The 19,311-nt window shown below is 31.7% G+C and carries 19 protein-coding genes; 12 read left to right on the top strand and 7 right to left on the bottom strand.

Annotated elements, in window-relative coordinates; translation table 11 throughout:
• Window positions 1-28: 28 nt before the first annotated feature.
• Window positions 29-925: an MBL fold metallo-hydrolase gene (locus tag AC1EUV_RS05180; protein ID WP_480197620.1), complete on the top strand. Its 897-nt coding sequence runs from the start codon at window positions 29-31 to the stop codon at window positions 923-925.
• Here the strand turns inward: AC1EUV_RS05180 and AC1EUV_RS05175 are convergent.
• The gene (locus AC1EUV_RS05175; protein ID WP_480197619.1) at window positions 922-1,464 is read right to left on the bottom strand and encodes a 1-acyl-sn-glycerol-3-phosphate acyltransferase; all 543 of its coding nucleotides are present in this window, start codon (window positions 1,462-1,464) and stop codon (window positions 922-924) included. The genes AC1EUV_RS05180 and AC1EUV_RS05175 overlap by 4 nt on opposite strands.
• Before the next feature lie 89 nt (window positions 1,465-1,553).
• On the opposite strand from AC1EUV_RS05175, the gene AC1EUV_RS05170 reads away from it, so the two are divergent.
• Both AC1EUV_RS05170 and AC1EUV_RS05165 read left to right on the top strand, forming a co-directional pair.
• On the top strand, window positions 1,554-2,096 hold the full coding sequence (locus AC1EUV_RS05170) for a DsrE family protein (protein ID WP_480197618.1): 543 nt from the start codon (window positions 1,554-1,556) through the stop codon (window positions 2,094-2,096).
• Window positions 2,096-3,406: a DNA recombination protein RmuC gene (locus AC1EUV_RS05165; RefSeq protein WP_480197617.1), complete on the top strand. Its 1,311-nt coding sequence runs from the start codon at window positions 2,096-2,098 to the stop codon at window positions 3,404-3,406. Before AC1EUV_RS05170 ends, AC1EUV_RS05165 begins: the two co-directional genes overlap by 1 nt.
• 3 nt (window positions 3,407-3,409) lie before the next feature.
• On the opposite strand, the gene AC1EUV_RS05160 is transcribed toward AC1EUV_RS05165, so the two are convergent.
• Complete coding sequence (locus tag AC1EUV_RS05160; RefSeq protein WP_480197616.1) at window positions 3,410-5,131, bottom strand: FG-GAP-like repeat-containing protein; 1,722 nt, start codon at window positions 5,129-5,131, stop codon at window positions 3,410-3,412.
• An 89-nt stretch (window positions 5,132-5,220) separates the two neighbouring features.
• A complete protein-coding gene (gene glyA, locus AC1EUV_RS05155; protein WP_480197615.1) occupies window positions 5,221-6,495 on the bottom strand; it encodes a serine hydroxymethyltransferase in 1,275 nt (424 codons plus the stop codon).
• Between the two features lie 112 nt (window positions 6,496-6,607).
• Here glyA and fahA point away from each other — a divergent pair, with 112 nt between their 5' ends.
• The 5 genes from fahA to AC1EUV_RS05130 all read left to right on the top strand — a co-directional run bounded on the left by fahA (window position 6,608) and on the right by AC1EUV_RS05130 (window position 12,312).
• A complete protein-coding gene (gene fahA / locus AC1EUV_RS05150; protein WP_480197614.1) occupies window positions 6,608-7,888 on the top strand; it encodes a fumarylacetoacetase in 1,281 nt (426 codons plus the stop codon).
• 157 nt (window positions 7,889-8,045) lie between these two features.
• The gene (locus AC1EUV_RS05145) at window positions 8,046-9,218 is read left to right on the top strand and encodes a hypothetical protein (protein WP_480197613.1); all 1,173 of its coding nucleotides are present in this window, start codon (window positions 8,046-8,048) and stop codon (window positions 9,216-9,218) included.
• 50 nt (window positions 9,219-9,268) lie between these two features.
• Window positions 9,269-10,429, top strand: coding sequence for an alkaline phosphatase family protein (locus tag AC1EUV_RS05140; RefSeq protein ID WP_480197612.1), 1,161 nt, complete (start codon window positions 9,269-9,271; stop codon window positions 10,427-10,429).
• A gap of 110 nt (window positions 10,430-10,539) precedes the next feature.
• A complete protein-coding gene (locus AC1EUV_RS05135; protein ID WP_480197611.1) occupies window positions 10,540-11,724 on the top strand; it encodes a hypothetical protein in 1,185 nt (394 codons plus the stop codon).
• A gap of 141 nt (window positions 11,725-11,865) precedes the next feature.
• Window positions 11,866-12,312 carry an META domain-containing protein gene (locus tag AC1EUV_RS05130; protein WP_480197610.1) on the top strand — a complete coding sequence of 149 codons (447 nt, stop codon included), beginning with the start codon at window positions 11,866-11,868 and terminating at the stop codon, window positions 12,310-12,312.
• A gap of 13 nt (window positions 12,313-12,325) precedes the next feature.
• Here the strand turns inward: AC1EUV_RS05130 and ytxJ are convergent, their stop codons facing one another.
• Window positions 12,326-12,697, bottom strand: a complete 372-nt coding sequence (gene ytxJ / locus AC1EUV_RS05125) for a bacillithiol system redox-active protein YtxJ (protein WP_480197609.1) — start codon at window positions 12,695-12,697, stop codon at window positions 12,326-12,328.
• A 118-nt stretch (window positions 12,698-12,815) separates the two neighbouring features.
• On the opposite strand from ytxJ, the gene clpB reads away from it, so the two are divergent.
• Together clpB and AC1EUV_RS05115 are read left to right on the top strand one after the other, a co-directional pair.
• On the top strand, window positions 12,816-15,404 hold the full coding sequence (gene clpB / locus AC1EUV_RS05120) for an ATP-dependent chaperone ClpB (protein ID WP_480197608.1): 2,589 nt from the start codon (window positions 12,816-12,818) through the stop codon (window positions 15,402-15,404).
• Window positions 15,405-15,636: 232 nt separating this feature from the next.
• The gene (locus tag AC1EUV_RS05115) at window positions 15,637-16,047 is read left to right on the top strand and encodes an Hsp20/alpha crystallin family protein (protein WP_480197607.1); all 411 of its coding nucleotides are present in this window, start codon (window positions 15,637-15,639) and stop codon (window positions 16,045-16,047) included.
• A 57-nt stretch (window positions 16,048-16,104) separates the two neighbouring features.
• Here AC1EUV_RS05115 and AC1EUV_RS05110 read toward each other — a convergent pair whose 3' ends face one another.
• Window positions 16,105-16,827 (bottom strand): CAP domain-containing protein, encoded by a 723-nt coding sequence (locus AC1EUV_RS05110; protein WP_480197606.1) that lies wholly within the window; start codon window positions 16,825-16,827, stop codon window positions 16,105-16,107.
• Window positions 16,828-17,019: 192 nt separating this feature from the next.
• Here AC1EUV_RS05110 and AC1EUV_RS05105 point away from each other — a divergent pair, with 192 nt between their 5' ends.
• On the top strand, window positions 17,020-17,382 hold the full coding sequence (locus AC1EUV_RS05105; RefSeq protein ID WP_480197605.1) for a PDZ domain-containing protein: 363 nt from the start codon (window positions 17,020-17,022) through the stop codon (window positions 17,380-17,382).
• A gap of 3 nt (window positions 17,383-17,385) precedes the next feature.
• On the opposite strand, the gene AC1EUV_RS05100 is transcribed toward AC1EUV_RS05105, so the two are convergent.
• The gene (locus AC1EUV_RS05100; protein WP_480197604.1) at window positions 17,386-18,312 is read right to left on the bottom strand and encodes an alpha/beta fold hydrolase; all 927 of its coding nucleotides are present in this window, start codon (window positions 18,310-18,312) and stop codon (window positions 17,386-17,388) included.
• An 84-nt stretch (window positions 18,313-18,396) separates the two neighbouring features.
• Here AC1EUV_RS05100 and AC1EUV_RS05095 point away from each other — a divergent pair, with 84 nt between their 5' ends.
• Window positions 18,397-18,900, top strand: a complete 504-nt coding sequence (locus AC1EUV_RS05095; RefSeq protein ID WP_480197603.1) for a SixA phosphatase family protein — start codon at window positions 18,397-18,399, stop codon at window positions 18,898-18,900.
• Here AC1EUV_RS05095 and AC1EUV_RS05090 read toward each other — a convergent pair.
• Window positions 18,897-19,310 (bottom strand): DUF6691 family protein, encoded by a 414-nt coding sequence (locus tag AC1EUV_RS05090; RefSeq protein ID WP_480197602.1) that lies wholly within the window; start codon window positions 19,308-19,310, stop codon window positions 18,897-18,899. The genes AC1EUV_RS05095 and AC1EUV_RS05090 overlap by 4 nt on opposite strands.
• Between the last annotated feature and the right edge of the window lies 1 nt (window position 19,311).

Here is a 19,311-nt window from a genome sequence, read left to right as displayed (position 1 = left end):
TCTGCGACTTATGTTAAAATTCAATATGATGAAAACAATTTTTTCCATAATTATAGTTCTAATTACAATATCTATTAGTTCCCAAAACAGAGAAATCACAGTTAAAAGCTATAAAGTAACTGATAGTATTTATATGTTGACAGGTTCTGGTGGTAATATTGGTCTATCTATTGGTGAAGATGGTGTTTTTATGATCGATGACCAATTTGCTCCGTTAACTAAAAAGATTTTAGCAGAAATTAAAAGGTTGACAGACAAACCAGTTAAGTTTTTAATAAATACACATTGGCATGGAGATCATACAGGCGGTAACCAAAATATGAGAAGCGAAGGAACCGTAATTGTCGCTCATAAAAATGTTAGAAAACGCATGAGTACTGAGCAATTTAGCTCCTTATGGAATCGAAAAACACCCCCATCTCCAGAAACTGCTTTACCAGTTGTAACTTTTGAAAAAAGTTTAAGTTTTCATTTAAATGGCGAAGAAATTTACGTATTTCACGTACATAATGCTCATACAGATGGTGATGCTTTGATCTATTTTACTAAGAGTAATGTATTGCATACGGGTGATACCTATTTTCAAGGTAAATATCCTTATATAGATTTAGATGCAGGCGGATCTGTAGATGGATACATTAAAGCTGTTAAATTCGCTTTAAATCTTATTGATGATGAGACTAAAATTATTCCTGGTCACAGAAGTATTTCAAATAAAAAAGAGTTACAGACTTTTCTTGCAATGCTAGAAGCTATAAAATCATCTGTTCTAAATGAAATTAAAGCAGGCAAAACTGAGGATGAAGTCACTAATAATGCTTCTCTAACTAAAAAATATGATGATCTCAATTATGGCGATTGGTTTATTAAACCAGATGTAATGCGAAAGACTTTTTATAGAAGTTTAAAAACAGCTAAGAATTAATCAAAGCCTAAATCTGATCGTTTTCCTTTTATCCCTTTAAAATAAGAATAGAAATGTTCAAAATCTTTTTCTTTGTTATCTGTTAAATAATAAGGTTCAGAAATTTTAACTTGCTTATTTTCAAAATCTAAAGTGGCCATAACTACGGGTACATTTGCTCCCTTTGCTATATAATAGAACCCTGTTTTAAATTCAGCTACTTTTTTACGAGTACCTTCGGGGGATAGGGCAAAAATAAAGTGATCTCTAGAATTAAAAATATCTACAATGGCATCAACTGCGTTATTATTTTTTGAACGATCAACAGGCGCTCCTCCCAACCATCTAAATAAAAAGCCAAATGGTGGTTTAAATAAAGATGCTTTACCAACATAATTTACTTTTGCTCCTTTTACATACTTTGCCATAATTGCCATAGGAAAATCTACCCAACTGGTATGTGGTGCAGCTATAATCACATATTTTTTAAGTTTTGGGAAATCATTTACAATCTTCCAACCCATAATATGAATCAAAATAAGCTTTGACAAAAACTTCATTATTCAATGATACAATTTTATAAACAAAACATCAAATCACTATGAATAGCTAAAGATATTTTGTAATATTATTCATTGAAATTTTTAGAATGAAAAACGTATTTATTTTTCTTATTTGCATCTCCTTTTCAGGGATTTACGCTCAAAAACCTCTAAAGAAAGCAGGACCGATTATTAAAGATTTTGGTCATGTTTTTACAATTGAGAATCCAGAATTATTACTAAAAGATGATAAAGTCTATAAAGTGATTTTTGATGTGTATACTAATACTGATAAAGAAGGTGCTATAAACCCATTAATAAATACTGTTGCACGTTATTTAAATATGCATGCCCAGAACGGAGTACTTTCTGAAAATATGAAAGTAGCTTTGGTAATGCACGGCAAAGCTGCTAAAGATGCTTTGAGCAACGATGCATACAAAGAAAAATATCAGATCGATAATCCAAATGCTAAATTGATTAGTGCCTTAAAAGAAGCTAATGTAGATATTTATGTTTGCGGACAATCATACAAGTCTAGAGGTTTACCTATTAAAGGATTATCTAAAGATGTAAAACTATCATTATCAGCCTTAACTGCTTTGGTTGAATATCAAGAAAATGGCTATAAAATCATAAATTTTAATTAATGCAAGAAAGCCTTATCTATATTATAGTTTTTGTAATTGCTGCCATTATTGGTGTGCTATTAGGTATCTATATAAATAATTTAAAAAGTAAAGCGCAATTGAGTGCCTTACAAGAACGTGATAAACTAATGCAAGATTCTATAGATTCTTTGAACAAAGAAATTAAGAAAATAGAAATTGAACGTGATTCAATAAGAGATCTTAAAGAAGAACTCAGGGAAAAATTAGCTGGAAAAAAGAAAGAGATAGAAAATTTATTGAAGACAGATGAAGATCTTGCTAGAGAACAGGAAAATTTAGAAAGAAAATTTGAATTATTAGCCAACAATATTTTAGAAAAGAATTCTTCAAAAATTACCGAGCAGAATAAAGAAAATCTAAAAACGATTTTAAATCCTTTACAGGAAAAAATCAAAACGTTTGAAAAGAAAGTTGAGGATACACATAAAGAAAGCATTGATAGGCATGCTGCATTACGTCAACAAATTTTAGGGTTAAAAGAGCTGAATGAGCAAATGAGCAAAGAAGCCTTAAATCTAACCAAAGCTTTAAAAGGTGATAGTAAAATTCAAGGAAATTGGGGCGAATTGGTTTTAGAGCGTGTTTTAGAAAAATCTGGTTTAGAAAAGGATAGGGAGTATTTTATTCAGCAAAGCTTTAATAATGAAGAAGGCAAGCGAGTACTACCAGATGTTGTGATCTATTTACCCGATAACAAAAAGATGATTATCGATTCAAAAGTATCTCTTACTGCTTATGAACAATTTGTAAATAATGAAGATGAGCAAGAAAAAGAGCAAGCTTTAAAAGAACATGTCGCTTCATTAAATCGACATGTAATTCAGTTGAGTGAAAAGAAGTATGAAGATATTTATGAAATAGAATCTCCTGATTTTGTGCTACTTTTTGTTCCAGTTGAGCCAGCCTTTGCTATTGCTATAAACACAGATAATCAATTATATAACAAGGCTTTCGAAAAGAATATTGTTATCGTTACTCCTTCTACTCTATTGGCAACGTTACGTACAATAGACACTATGTGGAATAATGAAAAGCAGCAACGTAATGCTATTGAGATAGCCCGTCAAGCAGGTTCTTTATATGATAAATTTGACGGTTTAATGAAAGATCTTATAGGTGTTGGTAAAAAAATTGATGCCTCTAAAACAGATTATAATGCTGCAATGAATAAACTATTTGAAGGCAAAGGTAATTTAATTACTAGTGTCGAAAAGATAAAAAAGCTAGGCGCAAAAGCTAAGAAAGCATTGCCGGAAAATATTATTGAACGTGCTCAAGATGAGGAATAAATATTAACTATGTATAATTTTTTTCATAAGCGTTTTTGCTACTTTGGACTTTATTTTTGCAAAATAAATCCCTTTTGGTAAAGTAGATAAATCAATTTTTTGATTTTTTAGTTTGGAAATTTTTTTTGATTCTAATAATCTTCCTAAAATATCATATACTTCTAATTCAACTTCAGTATTAAAATTATTACTTATGGAGAAAATACCGCTTTTACTGGGGTTCGGAAAAATAGTTACAACAGGAACCTCTAACTCTTCTATAGACAGTGTGCTACCTTCAATTATATTTAATGTCTGATTTGCAGAAACATTAGTATAAGTATCTACAATACCACTTAACCATGTAATCTTAATTTCATTCACTACAGCAGCATCGGCTAAACCAACAATTTTTCTTTGAGAATTCTGACCTAAGAAACCTTCTCCGCAAAGTGTATAATAATACTGTTTCTCATCATTAATAGTAATTTCAATTTTAGATCCTATGCCATCTTTATTACTAATATTACCTTGCAAATTAATTTTTATCCAATTATTAGATTTATTACCATTATATTGCCATAAAAAAGTATTACGTAAGGATTGATTTACAACTGCTATATCAGTATAGCCATCATTATTAAAGTCGCCACAAGCATTTGCAAAACTCGCAGCATTATCATTCAATAGACCTACATTATTAGGAATTAAGAATGTATCATTTCCTTGATTTACATAAAGTGCTGATGGTAAGAGACCACCACTTCCATCTGTCATTCCACTAACATAAAGGTCAATATCTGTATCATTCTCTATATCATAAAAAATAGCTCCCCAACCTATACTATTAAAAATAGTTCCCGAGGATATTGCTACATCTGTAAAAGTACCATTACCATTATTTTTTAGTAAGGCATTTCCTTCAGGCGTATTTGTGACATAAATATCCATCCAACCATCTCTATTATAATCTCCAATGGTAGTCGACATAGCATTAAAAGCGAGGTTTGATCCAGATTCAACACTAACATCTGTAAAGGTGCCATCATTATTATTTCTATATAATACATTAGTGTTAACTGTTCTATCATTAGCTAAGTAGATGTCCTGATCTCCATCATTATCATAATCAAAAAAAGCTGCACAAAATGTTTGATAACCTATTTTACTTATTCCTGTTAAGTCACTTACATTGGTAAACGTACCATCCCCATTATTCTTATAAAGTTCATTAGGAACATTCCTTAAAATATCTTTACTACACAAAAAAACATCTAGAAGTCCATCTTTATTATAATCTCCCCAAGAAGCTCCATAAGTATATTTATTTATATCTGGAAAACCCGCACTTGTAGTTACCTCGGTAAAGACAAAATTTCCATCATTGTTAAATAATCTATTTGGTGCATTAAAATTTGCAATAAAAAAATCCTTATCACCGTCATTATCATAATCAACCCAGTTCACTTGTTTTGTATCATTGGTGTCAGAAATATTAAAATCCATTTTAATAAAACTTCCATTATTATTTTTATAAAAAATAATGTCTTGTCCATCTTCTTGGGCATACGTAAGATCATCCCAACCATCTCCATCAAAATCATAAAATGAAACTCCCCCTCCTAAATCGCCATCTGTACTTACCGTATTTAATCCAGTGATTATGGACATGTCTTCATAAGATATTTGACTAAATGTCAACGAAAACATAAATAGACAAAGTATAGTGAGTAAAAATTTTGACATGGTAAGTTGATTATCAGGTTATTCAAATATATTAAAAATAAAAAAGCACCTAAAATTAGGTGCTCTCTATTCTTTTATTTAAAACATAATCAAGCCGTAAACAAGGGACGATTCGCCATTAAAGAATTCACTTTTTCTGCAACAGCTTCTAAAATTTCCTCATTTTCATGATTCACAATTACTTCATCGATTAAAGAAACAATAGTTTCCATATCAGTTTCTTTTAATCCCCTAGTGGTAACTGCAGCAGTACCCACACGAATACCCGAAGTTATAAATGGTGATTTATCATCAAATGGCACCATATTTTTGTTAACAGTAATTTCTGCTTTAACTAAAGCATTCTCGGCTTCTTTACCAGTAATATCCTTATTTCTAAGATCAATTAGCATCATATGATTATCTGTTCCACCAGAAATAATATGATAATCTCTTTCAACAAAAGCTTGTGCCATTGCTGCTGCATTACGTTTTACTTGTATCTGATAATGCAAAAATTCATCCGTTAAAGCTTCGCCAAATGCAATTGCCTTGGCTGCAATAATATGTTCAAGTGGACCACCCTGATTACCAGGGAAAACAGCCATGTTAAAAATTGCTGACATCATTTTTGGTTTACCGCTTTTTAAGATAATACCCCAAGGGTTTTCAAAATCTTTACCCATCAGAATCATTCCACCACGAGGACCACGTAACGTTTTATGAGTAGTTGTAGTAACCACATGGCAATGCGGTATAGGGTCGCTTAAAATACCTTTTGCAATCAATCCTGCTGGATGTGAAATATCTGCCATTAACAAAGCTCCAACATGATCAGCTATTTCTCTAAAGCGCTTAAAATCCATATCGCGAGAATAAGCGGAAGCACCAGCAACAATTAATTGTGGCTTTTCGCGCTCAGCGGTTTCTTGAATCTTATCATAATTTAAGACACCTGTCTCCTTCTCTACTCCGTAGAATGAAGTTTTATATAAATTTCCAGAAAAATTAACAGGAGATCCATGTGTTAAGTGTCCTCCATGCGAAAGGTCAAACCCCAATATTTTATCACCCGGTTTTAACAATGCATAATAAGCAGCTGAATTCGCCTGTGAACCAGAATGTGGTTGTACATTTACATATTCTGCACCAAATAATGCCTTAGCTCTATCTATAGCTAATTGCTCTACCTGATCTACAACTTCACAACCGCCATAGTAACGTTTACCAGGGTAACCTTCAGCATATTTATTAGTTAAAACAGAACCAGCAGCTTCTAATACTTGTTCACTTACAAAGTTTTCTGAAGCTATAAGCTCTAAACCATGTAATTGTCTTTCCTTTTCGTCTTCAATAAGGTCAAAGATTTGTTGATCGCGTTGCATTGTGATAGGTAGTTTATTGAATTGTTAAATAAGTGACCAAAAGTACTAATTTCATTTTTCTAATTCATATAAACATTTATATTTGAACAAAAATTAATTCACAAGTTATCAAATGAAAATAACAGCTAATAACCCTAACAGAATATCTTGGTTGCAAATAGACAAGAATTCAGATTTTCCTATTCAGAACATACCATTTGGTGTCTTTCTTACTAGAGATGATATTATAACGATAGGTACTAGAATTGGTGATTATGCTATCGACCTAGGTGCATTACATCAGTTAGGATATTTTGGCGAGATACCTTTAACAGACGATATTTTCTTGCAAGACACTTTAAACGATTTTATTGCTGACGGTCGAAAAACTTGGAGGTTGGTACGTAATAGAATCGCTGACATTTTTGATACTACAAATGGTGAATTAAGAGATAATGCATCACATAAAGATAGAATCATCTTTAGGATTGATGAAGTAGAGATGAAATTACCTGTTGATGTTGGTGATTATACAGATTTTTATGCTAGTAAAGAACATGCCACTAATGTGGGAAGTTTGTTTCGCGATCCAGAGAATGCACTAATGCCAAATTGGTTGCATATACCTATAGGATATCACGGTAGAAGTTCTTCTATTATTCCTTCAGGAACACCCATAAGAAGACCAATTGGGCAATCTAGACCAGCAGAAGGAAGTAACTCCCCAGGATTTGGACCATCTAAATTGTTAGATTTTGAGCTAGAAATGGCATTTATAACAACAGCTGCAAATGATCTCGGCAAAAGAATCTCAATTGACGAAGCAGAAGAATACATATTCGGCTTAGTATTATTTAATGATTGGAGTGCAAGAGATATCCAAGCTTGGGAATATCAACCATTGGGGCCATTTTTAGGCAAAAGTTTTGCTTCGACAATTTCACCTTGGATAGTTACTTTAGATGCGCTAGAACCATTTAGAGTGAATAATCCAAAACAAGAACCTACTCCACTTCCATATCTTCAAGTTGGCGGTAAAAAAAGTTATGATATTAATTTACAAGTAGGTATTCAACCAGAAGATGCTGATGAAACAGTTGTAGCCAATTCTAACTTCAAATATATGTATTGGACTATGGCGCAGCAGTTAGCTCACCATACTGTAAATGGTTGTAATGTGAGAGCTGGTGATATGATGGGATCTGGTACTATTTCTGGTCCTACTCCAGACAGCTATGGATCTATGCTAGAATTAACCTGGCGAGGAGCTAACCCTATGAAATTGAACAACGGTGCAGAACGTAAGTTTATCAATGATGGTGATACAGTAATTATGAGAGCTTATTGTGAAAACGATGAAGTACATATCGGATTTGGTGAGTGTATTGGTAAAGTACTACCTGCTATAGAATAAAATAACTAATAATTATTTATGAGCCCTCGATTACTAGTTTTTCGAGGGTTTTTGTTTTTAAAGTATTTCGGTTATCTTAGTGCTTAAACCAACAATCAAAAAACAAATGAACTTTTCACAGAAAAATCACAAGCTCATTAATAAAAATATAAGATTAGTGAGTAAAAAACTGACTTACTTATTGATTGGGTTGATCCTAGTTTCATGTGGGGGAACTCAAAAAACCACTAACTATTTACAAACTGGCAATTATACAGAGGCTTTTAATAACTCAATAACTCAATTGACCAAAGATAAAAATAGTAAAGCCAATCAAAAGCATATTCCGCTTCTAAAAGAAGCATATGATAGAGCGGCTCAACAAGATTTAAATGATATTAAATCTTTGAGTACCCAGAATACTCCCGAGGCATTAAAAAGACTTCATGGCAAGTATTTAAATCTAGATTTACGACAAGATGAAGTACGTGTTTTACAACCTTTATACTATGAAGGGCAAGAAATAAAGTTTGATTTCGATGATTATACTGATAAAATTAAAAAATCTAAAGAAGCTTACTCATCATCTTTATACAATTTAGCAATGCAAGAAATGAAGGGCGGCACTCAAGGTGCTCGAAAAGCTTATAAACATTTTGAAGAATTAATCTATGTAAATCCTACTTATAAATCAAATTTAAATCAATTATTGCAAAATGCTAAAAATCAAGGAAGTAGTTTTGTTCTAGTGAAAGTTAAGAATAATGTTAGAACTATACCTAAAGATAGCTTGCAAGGCTTTTCTAGAATTAATTCCGGAGGGTTTGAAAATCAATGGATCGTCTTTCATGATGCTTACGATCGTAAAGTAAAATATGATTATCAGGTAGATGTTTCACTCGATAAATTATCTTTTACAACCCCTGAAACAAAAACGGAAACTGTTCCTCAGGAAGCTAGAGTGCAAGATGGCTGGCAATATAGCTTAGATGCTAATGGAAATGTTAGAAAAGATGATAAAGGTAATGATATTAAAACCCCTAAATATAAAATTATTAGAGCAGAAGTTGTTCTTTATCAACAAAATAAAACTTCAAAATTAGATGGTGCAGTAAATATTAAAAATTTAAAAACAAAGCAATCTTTATCTAATAATCCTATGTTTGGTGAAGCTAAGTTTCAAAATACTTATGGTAAGTATCGAGGAGATCAACGTGCTATAGAGCAAAAATACCATAAAGCATTACAAACAAAAGAAACACCATATCCAAAAGATTATTTATTTGTAAAATATTCAATTAGTAATTTTAAACAAAAAGTAACAGCCTTATTAAGCCAACAGCAGTTTTAAGTTTATTAAAAAGTGGAAGCCTATTAACTATCCTTTTATTTATTGGGACGGTGTCTGCTTTGGCACAAGCAGAGGAAAACTATGTTGTAATGGTCTCTCTAGATGGCTTTAGGCATGATTATATAGAAAAGCATGGAGCAAAAAACCTAAAAGAATTAGCTAAAAAAGGAGTACGTGTAAAACGTATGATACCATCCAATCCGACAAAAACGTTTCCCAATCATTATACCTTAGTCACTGGCTTGTATCCCGACAATCATGGATTAATTGGTAACTATTTCTTTGCTCCTGATATAAACAGAGAATATTCATTACGAGACAGAACAAGTGTACAAGATGGTAGATTCTATGGCGGAGAACCCATTTGGACTACCGCAAAAAAGGCTGGCCTTAAATCTGCTTCATACTTTTGGGTAGGTACAGAAGCTGAAATAAACGGAATACAACCAGATATCTGGAAAAAATATGATCATGATATTAGTTTTGAGCAAAGAGTTGATTCAGTTATATCTTGGCTTAGTCTTCCAAAAGCTAAAAGACCTCGTTTAGCATTATTGTATTTGCATCAACCAGACGGAGCTGGTCATAGATATGGACCGGATAGTAAGGAAGCTAAAGAAAGTGTTCAATATGTAGATCAAATCATGGGTGATTTTTACGGTAGATTGATGCAACTTCCAATTGCGAAACAAATCAATCTAATAGTTGTGGCAGATCATGGTATGCGAAGAATATCTAAAGAGAAACGAATTGTTCTTTCAGATCACGTAAAAAAAGAGTGGTTAGTTGGGGCTTTTGGTAATAATCCTGTATTTACATTAAAAGCTAAGCCCGGTAAAAAAGATAGTGTCTATAATAGCTTAAAGAAGGTCTCTAACCTAAATGTTTTTAAGTGGAAAGAAGCTCCAAAAAGATTAAACCTTGCCAATAATATTAGAACAAACGATATGATTCTTATACCAAAATCTGGCTATAGTTTATTTGAATCTCATGAAAAAATAAGTAATTATAAAGGCGCACATGGCTATATAAATACTGATAAACAAATGAGTGCTGTTTTTTTAGGTGTTGGTAATGCTTTTAAAGAAGGTTATACTAAGAACTGTATAAGAAATGTTGATGTTTATAATTTAGTAGCTCATATTCTAGATATCACACCAGCACAAAATGATGGGAAATTCAAAAGGGTTAAGTCACTTTTAAGAAAGTAAGTTTATACTTGTTTTAATTAATATTTTTTGATTTTCAATAACATCTTTTTCTACAATAAGATATAATTATACTCGTTATATAAGGTGATTAAACCCTAACTAAACAAGTCATGAGAATTGTATCTTTTTTTCTTGCAATTACGCTTCTAATATCATGTAGTACAGCTAGACAAACACAAGAAGCTATAAACACAGGTAATTACTTAAGCGCTATTAATAAAGCTATCACTAAGCTTTCACAAAATAAAACCAGAAAAGGCAATCAAGACATTGTACTATTATTAGAAGAAGCTTTTAAAAGACATTCTGATCGTGAATTAGATCAAATCAATTTCTTAAAGAAAGATGGCAATCCTGTTAATTACGAGAAAATATACAATGCTTATTTAGATCTAAATACAATTCAAGAACGTATTAAACCTTTGCTTCCATTAAGAATTTATGATGAGAATAGAGATGCATCTTTTAGGCTAAAAGACTATTCTAAGAGTATCATATCTGCAAGGAATGATCTTTCAGATTATTTGTACAATAATGCCAACAATTTAGTTGCAAATGCACAATCTAAGCTAGATTTTAGAAATGCTTATGATGATTTTAAGTATTTAAATTCTATTAATCCTGGCTACATGGATATTAGAGAAAAAATTGAAGAAGCTTATCAAAAAGGACTAGACTTTGTAAGTGTTAATGTTTACAATGATTCTGAAATTGTTTTGCCTCAAAGATTAGAAGAAGATCTTTTAAACTTTAACACATATGATTTAAACAACTTGTGGACACGTTTTCATGCAAATCCGCAAAAAGATGTGAATTATGACTATGAGATGCAGTTACAATTTAGCAATATAGACATAAGCCCAGAACAAATGCATACAAAGCATTTAGTAAAAGAAAAACGTATTCAAGATGGTTGGGAGTATGAACTGGATGAAGATGGCAATGTAAAAAAGGATAGTCTTGGTAATGACATTAAAATAGATAAGTTCATTACAGTTAAATGTAACTTCTATGAACATATTCAACAAAAAGAGGTTCAGATTGTAGGAAATGTAAGTTATTTTGATATAGAAACTAAGCAGCAAATCAATTCTTATCCTTTAGCGTCAGGCTTTGTGTTTGAGCATGTATTTGCCGATTATAGAGGTGATAAAAGAGCTTTAGACAAAGAGTTACTTAAATTAGCTTCAAGAGATAGAATTCCATTTCCAAGTAATGAACAAATGGTTTATGACAGTGGTCAAGATTTAAAAAATAGAATAAAATCTATTATTAAGAGGCATGGGTTTAATTAAGAATTGAGAAAAAACATCTATTTAAATCTAGTTTTTAGAGTTTCAATTCAATAAAAAGTACATTTAAAACATTTATTACCATTTACAAATTAATTAAGCAACTAAAGATATAATTCTTCATCTTAAGATAAACAATTAATCATGAAGAATATATTTTACCTCTTTATTATTGCTTTACTTATTTCTTGTAGCTCTGATGACTTTTTTGATGATTCAGATAAATTTTTAGGTACTTGGGTATTAAAGTCTGCTTTTAGTGAGCCAGATTTAGTTTTGGGACCTCCAACTGAATCAAAAGAAGTTAAAATTGTCTTTTCTAACGAAATTGGAACTTTTGAATTTGGCGGAAATTCCTACTGTAGACTCTATGGAGGAGAAATTATAGAATTATCTAATAATAATATTAAATTCTCTGAATTAGTTGTAACAAGCAACCTTTGTGAAGAGGATCAAGTAAATATATTTAATCAAGTATTTCTCGATTGGTTATCTAAATCTAACAAGTATAACCTTGTAGATAATGAGTTAACATTATTTTTTTCTATATCAGGCGATTTAAATAATAAATTAGTTTTTGAAAGAGAGTAGAAAATCACTAAAACTATATTTCTACACTCATAATATCATAATGCGAAGCGTGTGCAGTAACTTTTCCATCCTTTAATACTAATAATTGAGGTGATTGATGTATCACACCAAATCTGTTTGCTATTTCGTTAGAAATATTACGAAATCTCAATAGATCTAAATAATAGAAATCAATCTCTTCAACATCTTCTTGCCTTTCGAATTGCCTTAACACTCCACTACTAATTCCACATCGTGTACTATGCTTAAAAATAGCCTGATATTTATTATTAGAATTTGCAACAATTTCATCTAACTGATTTACTTCAGTTAAAGGTATCCAATTGAGTTTAGGTTGTGTTGGTTCAGAATTACTGTTACCAAATAGGCTTTTTAAAATTCCCATTTATTTAAAATTTTGATTAAAATAGACAAAATGTCTTAAAAAAAATCACTTTTTCGGTCAATTTGTCGTTTAAAAGTACCCTTTCTTACGTTGGCTCATATTTTGACCAAAATAAGATATGAATTTTAATAATTATACCATAAAGTCACAAGAAGCAGTGCAACAAGCGCAGCAAATTGCACAGGGCTTAGGTCATCAACAAATTGAAAATGCACACATTTTAAAAAGTATTTTCGAAGTTGATGAAAACGTTACTCCTTTTCTTTTAAACAAATTAGGAGTGAACGTCGATATTTTTAAACAGACACTAGACAATATATTACAAAGCTTCTCAAAAGTAGAGGGCAGTGAATTGATGCTTTCGCGGAATGCAGGCACTATGTTTAACGATGCTGCAAACATTGCTAAGAAAATGAATGATGAATATGTTTCTATCGAACATTTACTTTTGGCAATGTTAAAAGGGAAAGATAATGCTGCTCAGTTACTAAAGGATAACGGAGTAACCGAAAAAGAATTAACAAAAGCTATTGAAGAACTTAGAAAAGGAAGTAGAGTAACGTCTCAAGGTGCTGAAGACACTTACAACTCATTAGATAAGTACGCAAAGAACTTAAATCAGTTTGCAAATGATGGTAAGCTTGACCCTGTTATTGGCCGTGACGAAGAAATACGTCGTATTCTACAAATCTTATCTCGTAGAACAAAGAATAATCCAATTTTAATTGGTGAACCAGGTGTAGGTAAGACCGCTATTGCAGAAGGCTTAGCACACCGCATAGTAAAAGGTGATGTTCCTGAAAACTTACAGGAAAAGATCATCTACTCGCTTGATATGGGAGCATTGATTGCTGGTGCCAAGTACAAAGGTGAGTTTGAAGAGCGTTTAAAGTCTGTAGTAAAGGAAGTAATTTCTGCTGATGGCCAAATAGTGCTATTTATTGATGAAATACATACGCTAGTTGGTGCTGGTGGTGGTCAAGGTGCTATGGATGCAGCAAACATCTTAAAACCTGCTCTAGCACGTGGAGAACTTCGCGCAATTGGTGCTACTACATTAGATGAGTACCAGAAGCACTTTGAAAAGGACAAAGCTTTAGAGCGTCGTTTCCAAAAAGTTGTTGTAGACGAACCAGATACAGAGAGTGCTATTTCAATCCTTAGAGGTATTAAAGATAAATACGAAGCACATCATAAAGTTCGTATTAAAGATGATGCCATTATAGCCGCAGTAGAATTATCACAGCGTTATATTACGGATAGGTTTCTTCCAGATAAGGCAATTGATTTAATGGATGAATCTGCAGCTAAATTACGAATGGAGATAAATTCTAAGCCAGAAGAGCTTGATGTCTTGGATAGAAAAATCATGCAATTAGAAATTGAAATTGAAGCTATAAAGCGTGAAAATGATAAGGAAAAGCTTCAAAACCTACAAAAAGAAGTTGCCAACTTAAAAGATGAACGCGAATCAATCTATGCAAAATGGAAAAGTGAAAAAGATATTGTAGACAAAGTTCAAACGGCAAAGAAAAATATAGAAAGTTTTAAATTAGAAGCAGAACGCGCTGAAAGAGATGGTGATTATGGTAAGGTAGCTGAAATACGCTACGGAAAAATTAAAACCGAGGAAGAGCAATTAAATAAGCTTCAAAAAGAGCTAGCTGAAAATCAAGAGAATGCCTTAATTAAAGAGGAAGTAACAAGTGAAGATATTGCAGAAGTTGTAGCAAAATGGACAGGTATACCTGTACAAAAAATGTTACAAAGCGAACGCGAAAAATTATTGCATTTAGAAGATGAACTACACAAACGTGTTATTGGTCAAGATGAAGCAATACAAGCTGTTGCAGATGCCGTTCGCCGATCTAGAGCTGGTTTACAAGATGAAAAAAAACCCATAGGATCATTCTTGTTTTTAGGCACAACTGGTGTTGGTAAGACTGAATTGGCTAAAGCATTAGCTGAGTATCTATTTGATGATGAATCGGCAATGACCCGCATTGATATGAGTGAATATCAAGAGCGACATGCAGTTAGTAGATTGGTCGGGGCACCTCCAGGATATGTAGGCTATGATGAAGGTGGGCAATTAACTGAAGCAGTTAGAAGAAAACCATATTCGGTTGTATTACTAGACGAAATTGAAAAAGCACATCCAGATACTTTTAATATTCTATTGCAGGTATTAGATGAAGGTAGGTTAACAGATAATAAAGGTCGTGTAGCTGATTTTAGAAATTCTATTATAATTATGACTTCTAATATTGGAGCTCATATTATTCAAGAGAATTTTAATGAGCTAGATATGAGTAAACGTGAACAGGTTACTGAAAAAACTAAAGTAGATGTGCTAGGTTTACTAAAACAAACTGTTCGCCCTGAGTTTATGAATAGAATTGATGAAGTTATCATGTTTACTCCTTTAAATAAAGCTGAAGTTACCAAAATTGTAGAATTACAACTTGGCGCATTGGTAGATACCTTGGCTGAAAAAGGAATTACAATGACTTGGACTGATGAAGCTATTGATAGTCTATCAAGACAGGGATTTGATCCACAATTCGGCGCAAGACCAATTAAGCGTGTAATTCAACGTAAAGTCTTGAATGAATTATCTAAAGAAATCCTTTCAGGTAAGGTTACATCAGAGAGTAATATTCTATTAGATGCATTTGATGATAAACTAGTATTTAGAAACAAATAATTTACACATCAGTTCGAGCGATTCTAAGTGATTAGGATTGATCTAGAACCTATCTATATATTCAACTCCGCTAAATTAGCGGAGTTTTTTCTGTAAAATACTGACAATCAAATGACAAAATGACTTTATTTTAAGTGATTTTCTGTTAAAATGACATTAAAAACCAATTGGTACTCTCTTTGCCATATAGATATTGAACAACAATTAAAATATAAATTTAAAATAGAATATTATGTTAGTAAAGAGATCAGATTTTCCATTTTTTCCAACACTAGTCGATGACATTTTTAGAGATTTTTCTAGTACTAATTCAACATTACCAGCTGTAAACATTAAAGAGGACAAAAACTCTTTTTCTGTTGAAGTTGCCGTACCGGGTTTAGCCAAAGAAGACATTAATATAAATATCGAAAAGAATGTATTAACAATTTCCTCAAAAAAGAAGATAGAAAACGAAGAAACTAAAGAAAACTATACCCGTAAAGAGTATAGCTATCAATCATTTAAGAGAAGTTTTAATCTACCTAAAGACATTGTAGATAGCGAAGCTATTTCTGCTAACTACAATAATGGTGAGTTAATTATAATAGTGCCAAAAATTGAAAAGGTAGAGCCAAAAGCAAAAATGATTGAGATTAAGTAAGTGATTTTTTAAGTTAGTTAAGATGAACCGCTCTAAGTTTTAGAGCGGTTTTTATATTTAAAGCTTTACAATCTTATAGCCTTTAATTGAATTTTTAATATAAAGGAAGTATATTCCTGTAGAGAGATTTTGAGTATTTATAGATAAACTATTGTTTATTAAAATTTTAGAACCTTGATAAACTATTTGGCCAGTTAGAGATACTAGTTTTAACTCTATATCTGTATCTAAATTATTTCTTAACTTAACAGTTAATCTATCTTTAACAGGGTTAGGATAAATTTTTGCTAATTCAGAATCAACAACGTCATCATTTGACAAGGTTGTATCTCCTTTTCCAAAAATTTGTGTCCAATAATGCCCATAAGTTGAACTATTATCATAAGCATGGCCGATACCCATTTCGTTTATATTATTGTTTAGCATATTATTTAAATGACCACTACTATTTTTCCATTGATTAAATGTAGCTATTACTCCAGAATTACCAGCTGCTATATTCTCACCTCTTGGTGAACCTGTATAGCCGGCATTTATAGATCTCTGTGAGAAACTAGAGCCATTTAATCCTGTATGACTAAAATAATTATTTGTAGCCATGTCGTTTGAGTGGTTAAAAGCCGCTTGATTTAGTGCTGTATTAAGTCTTAATTGTTCAAGACCTCTACTCTGCCTTAAATCATTCACAAGATCTAACATCTCCTGTTCTTCTGCTGTTTGAGAAGATACACTTTGAAAGAAAAATAATATGGGGAGAATTAAATATATAGCTAACCTCATATAAATATATTTAGCGTTAATACATATAATTCTTTTAAAACTTATTTTAATAAGCTCGATATCATCTCAAAATAACAAAAAGATTCTAAAGAAAATCTAATGAGCAATAATTTGGCATTGTAGTTGCTATTTTGATAACGAAACAAATCATAAAATTAAAGTATATTTATAAATCAAAAAATTTAGATCAAAATGAAAAAAATAGTTACAATACTTTTCATCAGCCTATTATTTGTCGGTTACTCGCAAGCTAAAGAAACTAAAGAGAAAAAGAAATGGAAATTCGGTTTACATTTCGACAATCTAAGTGATGCGCAAAGGGGTTTTAATGCAGAAACAAATGGTGTAGTTATTAATAAAGTATCAAAAGATCATCCTGGCGAAGCTGCAGGTATTCAAGTAGGAGATATCTTAACACATGTTGATGCTGTCGAAATTAAAGATCAAGATCATTGTGTTCAAGTAATGAAAGATTATGATACTACAAAAGGTTCTGCAACACTAAAAATTATCCGAAACGGAGTGAAAATGGATATTAAAGTAAAGTTTAAATAGCTTTTACTTTATAAAATTCAATATAAAACCTAGCATTTCGCTGGGTTTTTCTTCTTGTATATAATGCTTAGCGTCTATTAAATGGACATTTTCTGACGCAATACTTAAATCTTTAACTACTTGAAACTCCATAGGCTTCCAATCAAGCATAGTATCATGCTTTCCCCAAATTACCATTGCAGGGATACTTATTTTCTGAACGGTTTCTTTATAATCTGGCAAGGCATTACAAGTACTTGAGAAGAATGTGTAAAGTGAATTGGTTTTACCTTCTAACAGCGGTGTTCTATACCCCTCAACTTCATTTGGTGTAAGGTTGTTATTTACCAAAGCGTTTTTAAATAGTTTCTTCATTATAGTTTTATTGGTCAATTTGTTACTATAAAAACTCATTGATAGTTTTGTAAAAACACCTCTTTCAAACCGCATTGGTGGCTTAAATCCTGATTCATAGATAATAGAATTTAAAATGACTAATCTTTTTATCCTTTTTGGAGCTATCTTAAATAACTCCCAAGTCCATAGACCTCCCGCGTCATGAAAAATATGTGACCAATGCAGAATGTCTAAATGATCCATTAAAGCTAATAATCGTTTTCCATGCGCTTCAGGAGTATATAAATCATATCCTTTTGGAGAATCACTAGAACCAAAACCTAACATATCTGGAACAATTACACGATAATTATTAGACACCAAACTATCTATCATCTTTCTGTATAACCAACCAGAAGTTGGCACGCCATGTAATAAAACTATTACTTCACCCTCTCCTCTATCTATATACTTAATGGTTCCATTACTAGACTTAAATGATTTTTGTTCTTTTCTAAAATCTGCATAGGTAGGTTTGGTTGTATCTATCATATTTCTTTTCGCTTTACATGAAACTACTAAGATAAGCACAAGTAAAAGGTATAGTTGTTTCATTTTCATTGTAGATTTGGTCTATAAATTTAACCAATCATTACTATAACTAACTCTATTTCTTTATTTTTGATCAAATTTTTCAACATGAAAAAGCTTTCTATCCTAATCATTTTAACACTTATTTCTTTTATAGGAATAGCACAAGAAGTTAAAAAATCTACCTATTTTTTAATTCGTCATGCAGAAAAAGATCGTTCTGATGCTGAAAACAAAAATCCCGATCTAAACGAAAAAGGACAACAAAGAGCTTTAAAATGGAGTGAGCTCTTAGCTGATTATGGAATTGACGCTATCTACTCTACTGAATATAATCGCACGATGCAAACAGCAAAGCCTACGACTGAAAAATTAGGGTTAGAAATGAATATTTATCATCCTTTTAAAATAGATTTTGAAAAATTCTTTGAAGAAACTAAAGGAAAAACGGTTTTGGTAGTTGGTCATAGTAATACAATACCATTCTTTGCAAATAAACTTATCGGAGAGGATAAATACCAACAAATGGAAGATAATGATAATGCCAGTTTATTTATTGTTACCATTGAAGGAGATAAAAAATCAGATTTAGTACTTAAAACTAAGGATTAATGAGGAAGCTTATTCTTTAAAATGCCATAGATAAAGGTTCCAACAATCGCGAAAATTATTACAAAAAAAATAGGCAAATAACCTGCTCCTAGTAAAGTAAACATAGGTCCTGGGCATGCTCCTGCCAAAGCCCAACCTAAACCAAAAATAATTCCGCCAAATAAATATCTAAGAATACTAACTTCTTTATTGTTAAATACTATTTCTTGACCATAAAAAGATTTTAACTTAAGCCTTTTAATAAGTTGAACTATAATAATTCCCACCACAACTGCTACGCCAATAATACCGTACATATGAAATGATTCAAAGCGAAACATCTCATAAATACGAAACCAAGATGCAGCTTCAGATTTTATCAATGTAATTCCAAAAACAATTCCTATTAATAAATATACTATTGTTCTCATA

This window comes from Maritimimonas sp. 2304DJ26-3 (assembly GCF_056591635.1).
This window is presented reverse-complemented; position numbering and strand designations above follow the sequence as displayed.

What these genes read in the sequence shown, in the direction of transcription:
- AC1EUV_RS05180 (WP_480197620.1), top strand. Translation starts at nt 29, where the DNA reads ATGAAAACAATTTTTTCCATAATTATAGTTCTAATTACAATATCTATT.
- AC1EUV_RS05175 (WP_480197619.1), bottom strand. Translation starts at nt 1,464, where the DNA reads ATGAAGTTTTTGTCAAAGCTTATTTTGATTCATATTATGGGTTGGAAG.
- AC1EUV_RS05170 (WP_480197618.1), top strand. Translation starts at nt 1,554, where the DNA reads ATGAAAAACGTATTTATTTTTCTTATTTGCATCTCCTTTTCAGGGATT.
- AC1EUV_RS05165 (WP_480197617.1), top strand. Translation starts at nt 2,096, where the DNA reads ATGCAAGAAAGCCTTATCTATATTATAGTTTTTGTAATTGCTGCCATT.
- AC1EUV_RS05160 (WP_480197616.1), bottom strand. Translation starts at nt 5,131, where the DNA reads ATGTCAAAATTTTTACTCACTATACTTTGTCTATTTATGTTTTCGTTG.
- glyA (WP_480197615.1), bottom strand. Translation starts at nt 6,495, where the DNA reads ATGCAACGCGATCAACAAATCTTTGACCTTATTGAAGACGAAAAGGAA.
- fahA (WP_480197614.1), top strand. Translation starts at nt 6,608, where the DNA reads ATGAAAATAACAGCTAATAACCCTAACAGAATATCTTGGTTGCAAATA.
- AC1EUV_RS05135 (WP_480197611.1), top strand. Translation starts at nt 10,540, where the DNA reads ATGAGAATTGTATCTTTTTTTCTTGCAATTACGCTTCTAATATCATGT.
- AC1EUV_RS05130 (WP_480197610.1), top strand. Translation starts at nt 11,866, where the DNA reads ATGAAGAATATATTTTACCTCTTTATTATTGCTTTACTTATTTCTTGT.
- ytxJ (WP_480197609.1), bottom strand. Translation starts at nt 12,697, where the DNA reads ATGGGAATTTTAAAAAGCCTATTTGGTAACAGTAATTCTGAACCAACA.
- clpB (WP_480197608.1), top strand. Translation starts at nt 12,816, where the DNA reads ATGAATTTTAATAATTATACCATAAAGTCACAAGAAGCAGTGCAACAA.
- AC1EUV_RS05115 (WP_480197607.1), top strand. Translation starts at nt 15,637, where the DNA reads ATGTTAGTAAAGAGATCAGATTTTCCATTTTTTCCAACACTAGTCGAT.
- AC1EUV_RS05110 (WP_480197606.1), bottom strand. Translation starts at nt 16,827, where the DNA reads ATGAGGTTAGCTATATATTTAATTCTCCCCATATTATTTTTCTTTCAA.
- AC1EUV_RS05105 (WP_480197605.1), top strand. Translation starts at nt 17,020, where the DNA reads ATGAAAAAAATAGTTACAATACTTTTCATCAGCCTATTATTTGTCGGT.
- AC1EUV_RS05100 (WP_480197604.1), bottom strand. Translation starts at nt 18,312, where the DNA reads ATGAAACAACTATACCTTTTACTTGTGCTTATCTTAGTAGTTTCATGT.
- AC1EUV_RS05095 (WP_480197603.1), top strand. Translation starts at nt 18,397, where the DNA reads ATGAAAAAGCTTTCTATCCTAATCATTTTAACACTTATTTCTTTTATA.
- AC1EUV_RS05090 (WP_480197602.1), bottom strand. Translation starts at nt 19,310, where the DNA reads ATGAGAACAATAGTATATTTATTAATAGGAATTGTTTTTGGAATTACA.